General features: G+C 73.1%; 12 protein-coding genes. 6 read left to right on the top strand and 6 right to left on the bottom strand.

The features are described from left to right. Positions 1-2: 2 nt before the first annotated feature. On the bottom strand, positions 3-872 hold the full coding sequence (locus RM812_RS00460; RefSeq protein ID WP_311570315.1) for a DUF4132 domain-containing protein: 870 nt from the start codon (positions 870-872) through the stop codon (positions 3-5). A 286-nt stretch (positions 873-1,158) separates the two neighbouring features. Continuing rightward, positions 1,159-1,806, bottom strand: a complete 648-nt coding sequence (locus RM812_RS00455) for an MmyB family transcriptional regulator (protein WP_311570314.1) — start codon at positions 1,804-1,806, stop codon at positions 1,159-1,161. A gap of 231 nt (positions 1,807-2,037) precedes the next feature. Between RM812_RS00455 and RM812_RS00450 the strand changes: the two genes are divergently transcribed. The 3 genes from RM812_RS00450 (at position 2,038) to RM812_RS00440 (ending at position 3,629) form a co-directional block, all read left to right on the top strand. Next, positions 2,038-2,694: a helix-turn-helix domain-containing protein gene (locus RM812_RS00450; protein ID WP_311570313.1), complete on the top strand. Its 657-nt coding sequence runs from the start codon at positions 2,038-2,040 to the stop codon at positions 2,692-2,694. A gap of 32 nt (positions 2,695-2,726) precedes the next feature. Further along, entirely contained in the window at positions 2,727-3,266 is a 540-nt protein-coding gene (locus tag RM812_RS00445; protein WP_311570614.1) for a toxin-antitoxin system, toxin component, read from the top strand. A gap of 126 nt (positions 3,267-3,392) precedes the next feature. Next, entirely contained in the window at positions 3,393-3,629 is a 237-nt protein-coding gene (locus RM812_RS00440) for a hypothetical protein (RefSeq protein WP_311570312.1), read from the top strand. A 386-nt stretch (positions 3,630-4,015) separates the two neighbouring features. Here RM812_RS00440 and RM812_RS00435 read toward each other — a convergent pair whose 3' ends face one another. The 3 genes from RM812_RS00435 to RM812_RS00425 all read right to left on the bottom strand — a co-directional run bounded on the left by RM812_RS00435 (position 4,016) and on the right by RM812_RS00425 (position 7,110). After that, positions 4,016-4,696 carry a 4'-phosphopantetheinyl transferase family protein gene (locus RM812_RS00435; RefSeq protein WP_311570311.1) on the bottom strand — a complete coding sequence of 227 codons (681 nt, stop codon included), beginning with the start codon at positions 4,694-4,696 and terminating at the stop codon, positions 4,016-4,018. Continuing rightward, positions 4,693-5,562 carry a metallophosphoesterase family protein gene (locus RM812_RS00430; RefSeq protein WP_311570310.1) on the bottom strand — a complete coding sequence of 290 codons (870 nt, stop codon included), beginning with the start codon at positions 5,560-5,562 and terminating at the stop codon, positions 4,693-4,695. Before RM812_RS00430 ends, RM812_RS00435 begins: the two co-directional genes overlap by 4 nt. Before the next feature lie 210 nt (positions 5,563-5,772). Then, positions 5,773-7,110, bottom strand: coding sequence for a 6-phospho-beta-glucosidase (locus RM812_RS00425; protein ID WP_311570309.1), 1,338 nt, complete (start codon positions 7,108-7,110; stop codon positions 5,773-5,775). A gap of 300 nt (positions 7,111-7,410) precedes the next feature. Between RM812_RS00425 and RM812_RS00420 the strand changes: the two genes are divergently transcribed. Together RM812_RS00420 and RM812_RS00415 are read left to right on the top strand one after the other, a co-directional pair. After that, positions 7,411-8,388: a L,D-transpeptidase gene (locus RM812_RS00420; protein WP_311570308.1), complete on the top strand. Its 978-nt coding sequence runs from the start codon at positions 7,411-7,413 to the stop codon at positions 8,386-8,388. A 240-nt stretch (positions 8,389-8,628) separates the two neighbouring features. Continuing rightward, entirely contained in the window at positions 8,629-8,781 is a 153-nt protein-coding gene (locus tag RM812_RS00415; protein ID WP_311570630.1) for a carbohydrate-binding protein, read from the top strand. A gap of 79 nt (positions 8,782-8,860) precedes the next feature. Here RM812_RS00415 and RM812_RS00410 read toward each other — a convergent pair whose 3' ends face one another. Further along, positions 8,861-9,772 carry a helix-turn-helix domain-containing protein gene (locus RM812_RS00410; protein ID WP_311570307.1) on the bottom strand — a complete coding sequence of 304 codons (912 nt, stop codon included), beginning with the start codon at positions 9,770-9,772 and terminating at the stop codon, positions 8,861-8,863. A gap of 157 nt (positions 9,773-9,929) precedes the next feature. Between RM812_RS00410 and tkt the strand changes: the two genes are divergently transcribed. After that, complete coding sequence (tkt, locus tag RM812_RS00405) at positions 9,930-12,014, top strand: transketolase (protein WP_311570306.1); 2,085 nt, start codon at positions 9,930-9,932, stop codon at positions 12,012-12,014. Positions 12,015-12,022: the final 8 nt, after the last annotated feature.

The raw sequence follows: 12,022 nt of genomic DNA, 5'->3' as shown, positions 1-12,022 counted from the left end.
GTTCACTCGGCGCCGTCCGCGCTCACGGTGCGGCCGGCGTGCAGGGCCGCGGCCATGCGCATGCCCTCGGACCAGGCCACGGGTCCGACCTCGCTCAGCGGGAGGCGCCGGCTGCCGTCCTCGTCGCTCCAGCTCAGGTTGCCGGTCCAGGCCTTCTCCTCGGTGTAGGGATCGCTCATGCCGACCGTGGCGGTGAAAACGCGCCCGGCGTCCCGGATCCGGTCGACCACGCTGCTGCCGGAGATCCGGTAGCCGAGGGAGGTGGCACGGGAGGAGAGGTGGAACCACGAGCGGTACTCGGCGCCGGAGAACTCTGTGACCCTGTCGGCGGCGGGGTCGATCCCGTCGGGCTTGCGCCAGGTGGCGCGGTGGAGCTGCTCGACGCCCTGGATCACACCCAACTCGGCGGCGAAGGTCCGCAGTTCCTCCAGGTCGGGGAGGAGGACCGGGTGCGGCATGGTCACCGTGCGGGGCGTCAGGCGGACGGTCTCGCCGTCGAGGTTCACCACCCGCAGCGCGCCGGACTCGTCCGCGTCGCGCAGAAAGCCGACGTCGCCGCGGCCGTCACCGACGATAACGATGTCGCGCAGCGCCGCCCGCCACGCCTCGTCGGGCCAGACCTGGGCCAGCAGAGCGGTCGGCACCGGCAGCGAGGACACCATCCAGTGGTCGACCTGCGCGGCGCACTGGGCCGCGTGCCGCTCCAGCCACTCGGCGAAGTGCTGGAGCTCGCGTACTTCGGGACGGTCCCGTATCTCGGCGGGCAAGGTCGTCCCCTGCTCGGCCGGGGACGCTCCCGACGCGGGCCGGGCCACCACCTGCCCCTCCACCAGAGCGACTTCGTAAGTGTCGCCCGCTGCCAGCCAACCCATGGCTTCCTCGCCTCTTCCCTAGCCGGAACTTGGCACAGCACGTCCGGCGGCCCATCGGCGCGCCCCGCTGTGACGATGGGCGAAAGACTAGGGGCACCCACCGACAGTCCCGGCGCACGCGTTCCGCGAGGGAGGGAGAAACGTTGCCGCCCGGGCGTTCCCCGGACCACGGACACGATCCGTGCCGCCGGACGCGGAGCGGCCACGGGCGACCAGGACGTCCCACACCGTTCACAACGTCCGTGGAGCGGCGCGAGTTCCAGCTCGTGACCGCTCTCCCGGTGGCTCACCCGGCGGCGGGGACCACCCTGAGGTGGGAGGCGGCGCGGCGGGTGCGCGGCGGGCGGTGCGGCTCGCGCAGGACCAGCGTCAACCGCGTGTAGCCCAGCTGGTCCAGCGCCCTGGGGGTTTCGACCACGATCCGGCACTCGGTGGCGCCCCAGCGCGGATCGGGGTGGTGCACCGGCCGTACGGCACCGTCGTGCTCGACCGCCTCCACGCCGACGGCGCGCATCCAGTGCGGCAGGCCCTGCCGGTAGGCGGCCTCCATGATCGGGTCCTGGGCGATGTCGCGGCGCACGGCCTGCAGGCCGTGGTCGTGTCCGTACCGCTCCAGGGTCGCGGCGAAGTGCGCCAGCATGGGCAGGCACCAGCTCGACTCGTGCTCCCCGAGGACCGCGGACGCGTCGGGGTGGAACAGGACGAACCTGAGGAAGTTGTCGCCCGGCATGGCCGTCGGATGCGGCCCGGCCCCTGCGAAGAGCGTCCGAAAGGCGCCGTTGGTCAGCACCACGTCCCAGCGGTGGTCGACGACGAGGGAGGGAAAGGGAACGGCCTCCAGGAAAGTGGCGTAGTCCTGGAGATACGCCTGTGCCTCGGGCGTCGCGGGAGCGGGCCGCGGCGCCGGCCGCTGCCCTCCTGCCTGAAATGCCATCGGGAGGTCACCCCTCTTGCCTATGCGGCCTTCTCGCGGCGTCCCGATCCTGGTGCCCCGACGCGAGGCGTGTCAACTATCGTGGCATTTCATGCCTGTTGACGGCTGAAATTGGCCACAGTTGTGGCGAGACCTGGATGTGGGTTCGAGCGCGGGCTACTCTCCGGGAAGTTCACGGCAAGCACGTGTGAGAAGCCTGTGAGGCCTGTGAGAGACGTAGGAGATCAGTCGGTGACGGGTGCCTTCGAGGGTCCGGGTGCCCATCCGACGGCCGTACTGCCCGCCGTCGTCGCCCGCGTCACCGCACTCGCGGACCGGCTCGGCGTGCCGCACGCCGAGGTCTTCGACGTCGGCCGCCTGTCCGCCGCCTCCGGCGTCCCGGAGCATGTGGTGGGCGCCCTGCTGTGCGGGCGTCCGGCGGGCGAGCCCGATGTGCAGGCCCGGTTCGTGCAGCGCCTGGACCTGCTGCGTCGCACCCGGCTGAAGCCGAACGGCCGCAAGTACACCCAGCAGGAGATCGCCGACGGCGCCGGCATGTCCCGGCAGCAGGCGGGCGCCCTCATCAACGGCGACCGACGGCCCACCATGGAGCACTGCGACGCCATCCAGCGGTTCTTCCGGGTGCACGCCGGGTTCCTGACCGCCGAGGACCCCGAGGCGCTCGCGGGCGCCTTGCAGCACACCGAGCAGGAGTTGTTGCAGCAGCTCGCCGACTGTGAGCGGCAGGCGGAGGCCGCCGCCGACGACCCGTTGGACCGGCTGCTGCAGGACCACGGCGTGCGCGGCATCGCCTGGCGGGCCGCCCAACTGCCCACCGACCAGCACCGCGACAAGGTCGCCGAGTGGCTGGACATGCTTCTGGAGAGTGTCAAGCGGCCCGAGTCGTGAGCCTGGGGAGAGACGTGGGCACCGGTAGGGAGATGCGCCGCCTGTGCGGCGAGTTGGTCGAGGAGCTGACGCTCACCGCACCGGCGCGGCCCGTCGAGCTGTACGCGGCACTGTGCGACGCGATGAGCAGACGCCGGGGCCGTCCCGTCCGGTTCCGCATGGCCGCCTTCCCGCCCGGGACCGCCAGCGGCCTGTGGCTCGACCTGGCCGACCAGGACCTGGTCGTCGTCGAGGAACGCACCGCGCCCGACCACCAGTTGGTGATCCTGGGGCACGAGCTGTGGCACATGAAGGCCGGGCACGGCGGGCACCACGTCGACGACACCGCGGTCGCGGCCCGCCTGCTGGGCGGGGCCGGCGCGGACCGGGACGAGGACGCGCTGCGGGCGACCGTGCGCACGGTCGCCGCGCGCTCCCGCTTCGACCTCGCCGACGAGAAGGAGGCCGAGTCCTTCGGATTGCTGCTGGCCAGCAAGTGCCGGGCGTGGCTGGCGGGTTCGTCACTGCGCGGGCCGGTGCAGCGGGATCACCTGGCGGGGCGGATCGGTGCGTCGCTGGGATACCTGGGCTGACGGCTGGATCGGCCCGTGGGGGGCGCGGCCCGGGGTGATTGTCAGTGGTGGACGGCAAGCTTGGAGTGTGCCGCCGTCGTGGCGGTGGCGCGTGACCGCTGACGTCGTTGTGGGGAGAGCCGACCGATGACCACCGCCGTACTGACCGACCGCGAGCGCACCGCCGTTCAGGCCTATCTGCGGCTCCTGCACACCGTGCGGGCCGGCTTCGACACCGCGGCGGGACCCGCCGACGCGCCTCGCCCGCCCGTCGTCCCGCCCTCCGTACTGGCCGAGGCGGAGCAGGCGCTGGAGGCCGCCGGGCTCGCTGGCAACGAGGAGGCTTTCTTCCGGTTGCTGGCCCACTGGTGCCCGCGCCCATGACCTGCGCTCCGCCGGGGCGCACCACGCCCGGGCCGGGCAGCCCGCCCGGGCATGGGCAGCCCGCCCGGCGGCGCGCAGCACGCACAGGACGCGCACCATGCCTCCGGGACGGGCAGCACGCCCGGGCACGGGCACCACGCCCCCGATGTACACCGCTCCCGGCGGCGCGCACCGCGTCCAGGGACGCTCCAGCCCCGGGCCGGGCACCACGCACAGGACGGGCACCACGCACACCCGGGAACGGGCAGCACGCACAACCGGGCGGCGCGCACCCCGCCCGGAGACGGGCAGCATGCCCGAGGAGCGCACCACGCCCGGCGGCGTGCAGCACGCCCGGGACGGGCGGCACGCCCGAGGCGCGCCCCGGGCCCGGACCGGGCGGTGGGCTATGTGTGCGGGACCGTCACCGTCGTGGCGACCAGGCCCTGGCGGGCGGCCCAGTGGCCGCGGAAGTGGGTGAGGCGCCGGCCTCCCACCTCCGGCCCCGGCACCAGGAGGACGGCGTGCAGGGTGCCGCGGCGCGGGTCGCCCGGATCCACGGCGATCTCGATGTCGGCCTCCGAGAAGTCCAGCCACTGCCCGGTGAGGGGGAACCACGCCTTGTAGACGGACTCCTTGGCGCTGAACAGCAGCCGGTCCCAGTGGATGCCGGGCCGCTCCTCCGCGAGTCGGCGCAGCCGCTCCGCCTCGCCGGGCAGGGCCACCGCGGTCAGGACGCCCTCCGGGAGCGGCCCGTCGGGTTCGGCGTCGATGCCGAGGGAGGCCAGGTCGGTGGCGCGGACCAGGGCGGCGGCGCAGTAGCCGTCGCAGTGGGTCATGCTGCCGGCCAGGCCGGCCGGCCAGCGCGGCGCGCCCTGCTCACCGGTCAGCACGGGCTGTGCGGGCACGCCGAGCTTCTCCATGGCCCGGCGGGCGCAGGACCGTACGACGGTGAACTCGCGGCGGCGCTTGGCGACCGCCCGCGCCACGAGCGCCTCCTCCTCCGGGTAGAGGGGCAGGTGTCCGGCGTCGTCGTGGCCGTACGCCTCCACGGTGACGACGGTGTCCGGCAGCAGCTCCTCGATCATCGGGCCACCTCCTCGCGCGACGGCGACGGCAGGATGCGGCGCAGACGTCCCGGCTGTCCGCTCCGCTTGCGCCACTCGCGGGGGTAGCCCACCGACACCTCCTCGAAGCGGACGTCCTCGTGCCAAGTGGTACGCGGGATGTGCAGATGCCCGTAGACCATGGTCTCGACCCGGAACCTGCGGTGCCAGTCGGCGGTCAGCCGGGTGCCGCACCACATGGCGAACTCGGGGTACCACAGGACGTCGGTGGGGTGCCGGTCGAGCGGGTAGTGGTTGACGAGCACCGTCGGCAGCTCGGCGGGGAGCGCGGCGAGCCTGCGCTCGGTCTCGGCGACCCGCGCCCGGCACCAGGCCTCGCGGCTCGGGTGGGGGTCGGGGTGCAGCAGGAACTCGTCGTTGCACACGACGCCGGTGCCGTGGGCGTACGCCAGTCCCTCGTCCTTGGTGGCGCATCCGGCGGGCAGGAACGAGTAGTCGTAGAGCAGGAACAGCGGCGCGACGACCGCAGGCCCACCGGCTCCGTCCCAGACGGGGTAGGGGTCCTCGGGGGTTGTCACGCCCAACTCGCGGCACATCTCGACGAGGTGTTCGTAGCGGGCGACGCCGCGCAGGGTGACGGGGTCCTTGGGGTGCGTCCACAGCTCGTGGTTGCCGGGGACCCAGACGACCCGGCGGAAGCGGTCCGCGAGGGTGCCGAGGGCCCAGCGGATGTCGGAGACGGTCTCCGCCACGTCGCCGGCCACCAGGAGCCAGTCGTCGTCGGATTCGGGGCGCATCGTCTCCACCAGGGCGCGGTTCTCCGCGTAGCCGATGTGCAAGTCGCTGATCGCCCACAGCTGCCCCGGACGTCCGGCCGTCGACGTCATCCCCACCCCTTCCGGACGCGCGTTCGGCCCCACAAGATCATACCGGGGTGCCGGGTCACAAGGGCGGCTCGCCCGTGCCGCCGGGGACCTCGTCCGCCCCGGCACATCCGTGTGCGGCGCGTTGCGCCCAGGGGGCCGGACACCCCTCCCTCCCCTCCCCGGCCGGGCACGACCCGCCTCGCCCTGTCCGCGAGTCGTGGAACGGCCGCTCTACCGCAGGTACGCCAGGCCCGGGTGGACGGCCGTGTAGCCGGCCACGAGGCGGTGGGCGACGTTGACCGAGTCGACGAGCGGGTGCAGGGCGAAGGCACGTACCGCTGTCGTACGGGAGCCGCTCTCGGCCGCCGTCAGCACCTCCCGCTCGACCGCCTTGACCGCGCAGACCAGGCCGGTGGCGTGGCCCGGCAACGGGTCCACGGCCACCGGGTGGGCGCCGTTCGCGTCGACCAGGCAGGGGACCTCGATCACGGCGTCGGCGTCGAGGACCGACAGCGTGCCGCGGTTGCGGACGTTGAGGATCAGGGTGGCGCGCTCGTCGCGGGCGACGGCCCGCATCAGGGCCAGCGCCACCTTCTCGTAGCCGCCGGACAGGTCGTCCGCCTCGCGCTCGCCCGCACCCGCCGTTTCCCGGTTCTCGGCCATGTAGGTGGCCTCGCGTTCGGCGCGGGTGCGGTCCCAGGTGGCCAGCGCCGGGGCGTCGGGGCGGCGCATCTCCTCGTAGAAGCGGGCCTGCTGGTCGCGCAGGAACGCGCCGCGGGTGCGGTCGGCCTCCCGGTAGGCGCGGACCGTCTCCCGGTTGAAGTAGTAGTAGTGCAGGTACTCGTTGGGGATCGCGCCCAGGGACTGCAGCCACTCGGGGCCGAAGAGCCGGCCCTCCTCGAAGGAGCCGAGCAGCGCCGGGTCGGCGAGCAGCCGCGGGAGTTCGTCGCGTCCGGCGACGCGCAGGCCGCGGACCCAGCCGAGGTGGTTGAGGCCGACGTAGTCGATGAAGGCCCGGTCCGGGTCGGCGCCCAGCACGCGGGCGATGCGGCGCCCGAGGCCGACCGGCGAGTCGCAGATGCCGAGGACGCGGTCGCCGAGATGCCGGGACATGGCCTCGGTGACCAGACCGGCCGGGTTGGTGAAGTTGATGACCCAGGCGTCCGGCGCCAGCCGGGCCACCCGGCGCGCGATGTCGACGGCGACCGGGACGGTCCGCAGTCCGTACGCGACGCCGCCCGCGCCGACCGTCTCCTGCCCGAGCACGCCTTCGGCGAGCGCCACCCGTTCGTCGTCGGCCCGCCCTTCCAGGCCGCCGACGCGGATCGCGGAGAAGACGAAGTCGGCCCCGCGCAGCGCCTCGTCCAGGTCGGTCGTGGCGGTCACCGCCGGCGCGTCGGGCACCCCGGCCGCCTGCTCGGCCAGCACCCGGGTCACCGCCGACAGCCGGGCCGCGTCCAGGTCGTGCAGCACGACGTGCGTCACGCGTCCCTCGGCGCGGTCCCCGAGGAGCGCCCCGTACACGAGCGGCACCCGGAAACCGCCGCCCCCCAGAATCGTCAGCCTCATGTCCGCACCCTCCCGTCGCCCGGCCCGACCCGGGCTTGCGCCTGGTGCCGATCATGGCACGCCCGGCCCGGGGCCCGCCGACCGTCGGGCGCACCAGCGGTGCGGCTCGCGCGAGGAGGGCACCACCCCCGGCCGCGCCGCAACCGGTCGGCCACAGGGAGCGACCGGCCGACCGCCTGTGCTCGTCTGCCACATTTCTCACAACCGTCACAGACCCCGGACAGGCACGCACAGGGTCAACCCAGATATACGGTGCAGACTGCACACATCCCCCGCCCCACCGCAGAAAGGCCGCATGCCGTGAGCACCCCCCACATACCCGACCGGGCCGACCAGCAGACCGGGTGGTCCCGACGCGGGGTGCTCGCCGCGCTCGGCGCCGTGCCGGTCGCCGCGGCGCTGACCGGCCTGGGCGGCGGCACGGCACGGGCGGCCGAGGGGACCCCCACCGCCGCCAGGAAGACGCTGACCGCCTCCGTCACCCCCGACGCGGGCGGCACGTACGGGGTGGGAATGCCGGTGTCGATCACCTTCTCGCACGCCGTGACGCGCAAGGCCGCGGTCGAGCGGGCGATCACGGTGACTGCCGATCCCGGGGTCGAGGTCGTCGGCCACTGGTTCGACGACACCCGGCTCGACTTCCGCCCCGAGAAGTACTGGGCGTCCGGCACGAAGGTCAACGTCCGCCTGCGCCTGGCGGGCGTGCGAGCCGCCGACGGTGTCTACGGCACCCAGTCGAAGGACGTCGCCTTCACCATCGGCCGCGCGCAGATCAGCACCGTCGACCTGGCCACGCACCGGATGACCGTCAAGCGGGACGGCAAGACGGTCGCCACCTACCCGGTCACGGGCGGGAACGCGGACCACACCACCTGGTCCGGGATCATGGTGATCAGCGAGCGGCTGGAGCAGACCCGGATGGAGTCCTCGACGGTCGGACTCGGCCACGAGTACGACATCGCGGACGTGCCGCACGCCCAGCGCCTGACCACCTCGGGCACCTTCATCCACGGCAACTACTGGACCTCCGCCTCGGTCTTCGGACACAGCAACACCACGCACGGCTGCATCGGCCTGCACGACGCCAAGGGCGGGGACGACAAGGCCACGGCGGGCCACGCCTTCTACACCGGCTCCCGGCTCGGCGACGTGGTGATCGTGAAGAACTCCGGTGCGAAGGACTCCAAGGAGCGGACGGTCGACCCGGCCAACGGCCTGAACGGCTGGAACCTCGCGTGGAAGAAGTGGAAGGCCGGCAGCGCACTCGGCGCCGCCTGACCCGGCGAGCGGGTCACGAGGGCGTTCGCCGCGCCCGCACCGGCCGGGGGCCCTGACGGCCGGTGCGGGCCGAGCCATCGCGGCGGAAGGGCCCGGCGGAAGGATTTGGTGGAAGGGCCCGGTGGAAGGGCCCGGTAGAAGGTCCTGGTGGAAGGGCCCGGTAGAAGGTCCTGGTGGAAGGGCCCGGTAGAAGGTCCTGGTGGAAGGACCTGGTGGAAGGGCCCGGTAGAAGGGCTCGCCGTGCCCGACCGCTCGCCGGAGCCGCGTCGGCCGGGCACGGGACGCGTACGCGCGCTCACCGCGGTGACGGGCACGCCCGACGTGCACCTGACCTTCACCGGCGGCCGGCCCGCCGACCTCGTGAACGTGAACCGGTTCGGCTTCGGCCGCTGAGCGGCGACCGGCCCCCCACCGGAGGGCGGAGGGGCTCCCCGCGCGCGGGGAGCCCCTCCGTCGTGCCCTCGCGGGCCGCTCAGCGCAGCTCCGCCCGGAACGCCGCCGGCGTCAGGTCCGTGTGCTGCTGGAAGAACTTGGAGAAGTTCGCCGCGTCGGGGAAGCCGACCGCCGCGCCGACCCGGCCGATCGGCATGTCGGTGTGGGCGAGGAGGCGCTTGGCCTCCAGGACGACGCGCTTGTCGATGAACCCCTTGGGCGTCTCGCCGGTGGCGGCGCGCACCGCGCGGACGAGGGTGCGGCGGGAGTAACCGAGCGCGTCGGCATAGGCGCTGACGCTGTGGTTGGTGGCGAAGTCCCGCTCGACCGCGTCCCTGAAGAGGGTGAAGGTGTCCCCCGGCGCGTCCGCCCGCCCCTGCCGCGCCGCCTGCGCGGAACTGGCCGCGAGGTGCGCCAGGCGCAGCAGGAACGCGGACAGCGTGTGGCGCAGTACCGCGGTGTGCAGGCTGAGCGGCAGGGTGGTGGCGTCCTCGTACTCGCGCCGCAGGTGGTCGAGCGAGGCCGTGAGCGCGGCGCGCCGCGCCTCGTCGGGGCGGAGCAGGGGCGGCAGGTCGTAGCGGTAGAGGCCGGTGGCCTCCACGGTGGCGCGCGGCAGGAAGCCGGGCTGCATGGTCAGCACCGTTCCGCGGTACTCGCTCGTCCGGGAGAAGCGGTGGACCTGTCCGGGGCGGATCCACAGCAGATCGCCGGCCGTCGCCTCGTACTCGGCGAAGTCGATCATGTGTCGGACCGGGCCGCCGGTGAAGAGCATGACGACGTGGAAGTCGATGCGGTGCACACGGTGCAGCGGGGCCTGCGCGTGCCAGGTGCGGCCGGCGCCCATGGGACCGACCTGCATGCCGACGCCGAGGAGGCTGAGATCGACCGGGAAGGGGAACGTTCTGATCCCACCGCCGTCACCGTCGCCGTCTTGCGTGTTTTCGTCCGCCATGTCCTTCTCGCGCCGTCCCACCCGTGCGCCGAGGCGCCGGGGCGTGTCCCAGTTTCACCACAGGCTGGCACACCACGACCTTCACTCCCAAAAGTCAGACTTTTAAGTTTGAACACATCAGACCAGCCCCTTCGCTCCTATCGAGGATTTCTTGAAGATGAGCACGCACACTGCGGACAGCGCGGACCGCTTCGAATGGACCGAACTCGACCGGCGTGCCGTCGACACCGCCCGTGTTCTGGCGGCCGATGCCGTGCAGAAGGTCGGCAACGGGCACCCCGGCACGGCGATGGCCCTGGCGCCGGCGGCGTACACGATCTTTCAGAAGGTGATGCGTCACGACCCCGCCGACCCCGAGTGGACGGGCCGTGACCGCTTCGTCCTCTCCCCCGGCCACACGTCGCTGACCCTCTACACGCAGCTCTACCTCGCCGGGTACGAGCTGGAGCTGGACGACCTCAAGGCGTTCCGCACGCACGGTTCGAAGACGCCGGGCCACCCCGAGTACGGCCACACCGCGGGCGTGGAGACCACCACCGGCCCGCTCGGCCAGGGCGTCGCCAACGCGGTCGGCATGGCGATGGCCGCGCGCTACGAGCGCGGCCTGTTCGACCCCGAGGCTCCCGCGGGCGAGTCCCCCTTCGACCACACCATCTGGGCGATCGTCTCCGACGGCGACCTCCAGGAGGGCGTCTCCGCCGAGGCGTCGTCCCTCGCGGGACACCAGAAGCTCGGCAACCTCGTCTTCCTCTACGACGACAACCACATCTCCATCGAGGGCGACACGGCGACCGCGTTCTCCGAGGACGTGCTGAAGCGGTACGAGGCCTACGGCTGGCACGTGCAGCGGATCGAGCCCGCCGAGAGCGGTGACGTCGACGTGCACGCGCTGTACGCGGCCCTGACGGCGGCGCGGGCCGAGACCGGCCGCCCCTCCCTCATCGCCATGCGCACGATCATCGCCTGGCCCGCCCCGAACGCCCAGAACACCGAGGCCTCCCACGGCTCCGCGCTCGGCGAGGACGAGGTGGCCGCCACCAAGCGCGTCCTCGGCTTCGACCCGGAGAAGTCCTTCGAGGTCGCGGACGAGGTCCTCGCCCACACCCGCCGGGCCCTGGACCGGGGCGCCGAGGCGCACACCGCCTGGGACAAGCGGATCGCCACCTGGCGCGGCGACCAGCCGGAGCGCGCGACGCTGTTCGACCGCGTGGTCGCCGGCCGGCTGCCGGAGGGCTGGGAGGACACCCTGCCGGTGTTCGAGACCGGCAAGGCCGTCGCCACCCGCGCCGCCTCGGGCAAGGTCCTCCAGGCCCTCGGCCCGGTGCTGCCCGAGCTCTGGGGCGGCTCGGCCGACCTGGCCGGCTCCAACAACACCACGATCGACAAGACCAGCTCCTTCCTGCCCGAGGGCAACCCGCTGCCGGAGGCCGATCCGTACGGCCGCACCGTGCACTTCGGCATCCGCGAGTTCTCGATGGCCGCGGAGATGAACGGCATCGCGCTGCACGGCAACACCCGCGTCTACGGCGGCACCTTCCTGGTCTTCTCCGACTACATGCGCAACGCGGTGCGCATGTCCGCCCTGATGCAGCTTCCGGTGACGTACGTGTGGACGCACGACTCCATCGGCCTCGGTGAGGACGGTCCGACGCACCAGCCGGTGGAGCACCTGGCCGCCCTGCGCGCGATCCCCGGTCTGAACGTCGTCCGTCCGGCCGACGCCAACGAGACCGCGACCGCCTGGGCCGAGATCCTCAGGCGCCACTCCACCAACCCGGCCCCGCACGGACTCGCCCTCACCCGCCAGGGCGTACCGACGTACGCGCCGAACCCCGACGCCGCACGCGGCGGCTACGTCCTCGCCGACGCCTCCACCGGCGCCCCGGACGTCGTCCTGATCGCCACCGGCTCCGAGGTGCAGCTCGCCATGGCGGCGCGAGAGGCGCTGGAGGCGGAGGGCACGCCCACGCGGGTGGTGTCGATGCCCTCCGTGGAGTGGTTCGAGGAGCAGCCGCGCGAGTACCGCGAGAGCGTGCTGCCGCCGTCCGTGAAGGCCCGGGTGGCCGTGGAGGCCGGCATCGGCCTGACCTGGCACCGGTTCGTCGGAGACGCGGGCCGCATCGTCTCCCTGGAGCACTTCGGCGCCTCCGCCGACGCCAAGACCCTGTTCGCCGAGTTCGGCTTCACCGCCGAGAACGTCGCCGCCGCCGCCAGGGAGTCCCTGGCCGCCGCCCGCGGCTGAGCCGAACG

Origin of the sequence: Streptomyces lancefieldiae (assembly GCF_031845825.1) — a bacterium.
Lineage (GTDB): Bacteria > Actinomycetota > Actinomycetes > Streptomycetales > Streptomycetaceae > Streptomyces > Streptomyces lancefieldiae.
The sequence above is the reverse complement of the archived record's forward strand: the minus strand, read 5'-3'. Positions and strand labels throughout refer to the sequence as shown.

Coding starts and splice junctions, on each gene's coding strand:
- RM812_RS00410 (WP_311570307.1), bottom strand. CDS start 9,772: ATGGCGGACGAAAACACGCAAGACGGCGACGGTGACGGCGGTGGGATC.
- RM812_RS00440 (WP_311570312.1), top strand. CDS start 3,393: ATGACCACCGCCGTACTGACCGACCGCGAGCGCACCGCCGTTCAGGCC.
- RM812_RS00455 (WP_311570314.1), bottom strand. CDS start 1,806: ATGGCATTTCAGGCAGGAGGGCAGCGGCCGGCGCCGCGGCCCGCTCCC.
- RM812_RS00435 (WP_311570311.1), bottom strand. CDS start 4,696: ATGATCGAGGAGCTGCTGCCGGACACCGTCGTCACCGTGGAGGCGTAC.
- tkt (WP_311570306.1), top strand. CDS start 9,930: ATGAGCACGCACACTGCGGACAGCGCGGACCGCTTCGAATGGACCGAA.
- RM812_RS00425 (WP_311570309.1), bottom strand. CDS start 7,110: ATGAGGCTGACGATTCTGGGGGGCGGCGGTTTCCGGGTGCCGCTCGTG.
- RM812_RS00445 (WP_311570614.1), top strand. CDS start 2,727: ATGCGCCGCCTGTGCGGCGAGTTGGTCGAGGAGCTGACGCTCACCGCA.
- RM812_RS00430 (WP_311570310.1), bottom strand. CDS start 5,562: ATGACGTCGACGGCCGGACGTCCGGGGCAGCTGTGGGCGATCAGCGAC.
- RM812_RS00460 (WP_311570315.1), bottom strand. CDS start 872: ATGGGTTGGCTGGCAGCGGGCGACACTTACGAAGTCGCTCTGGTGGAG.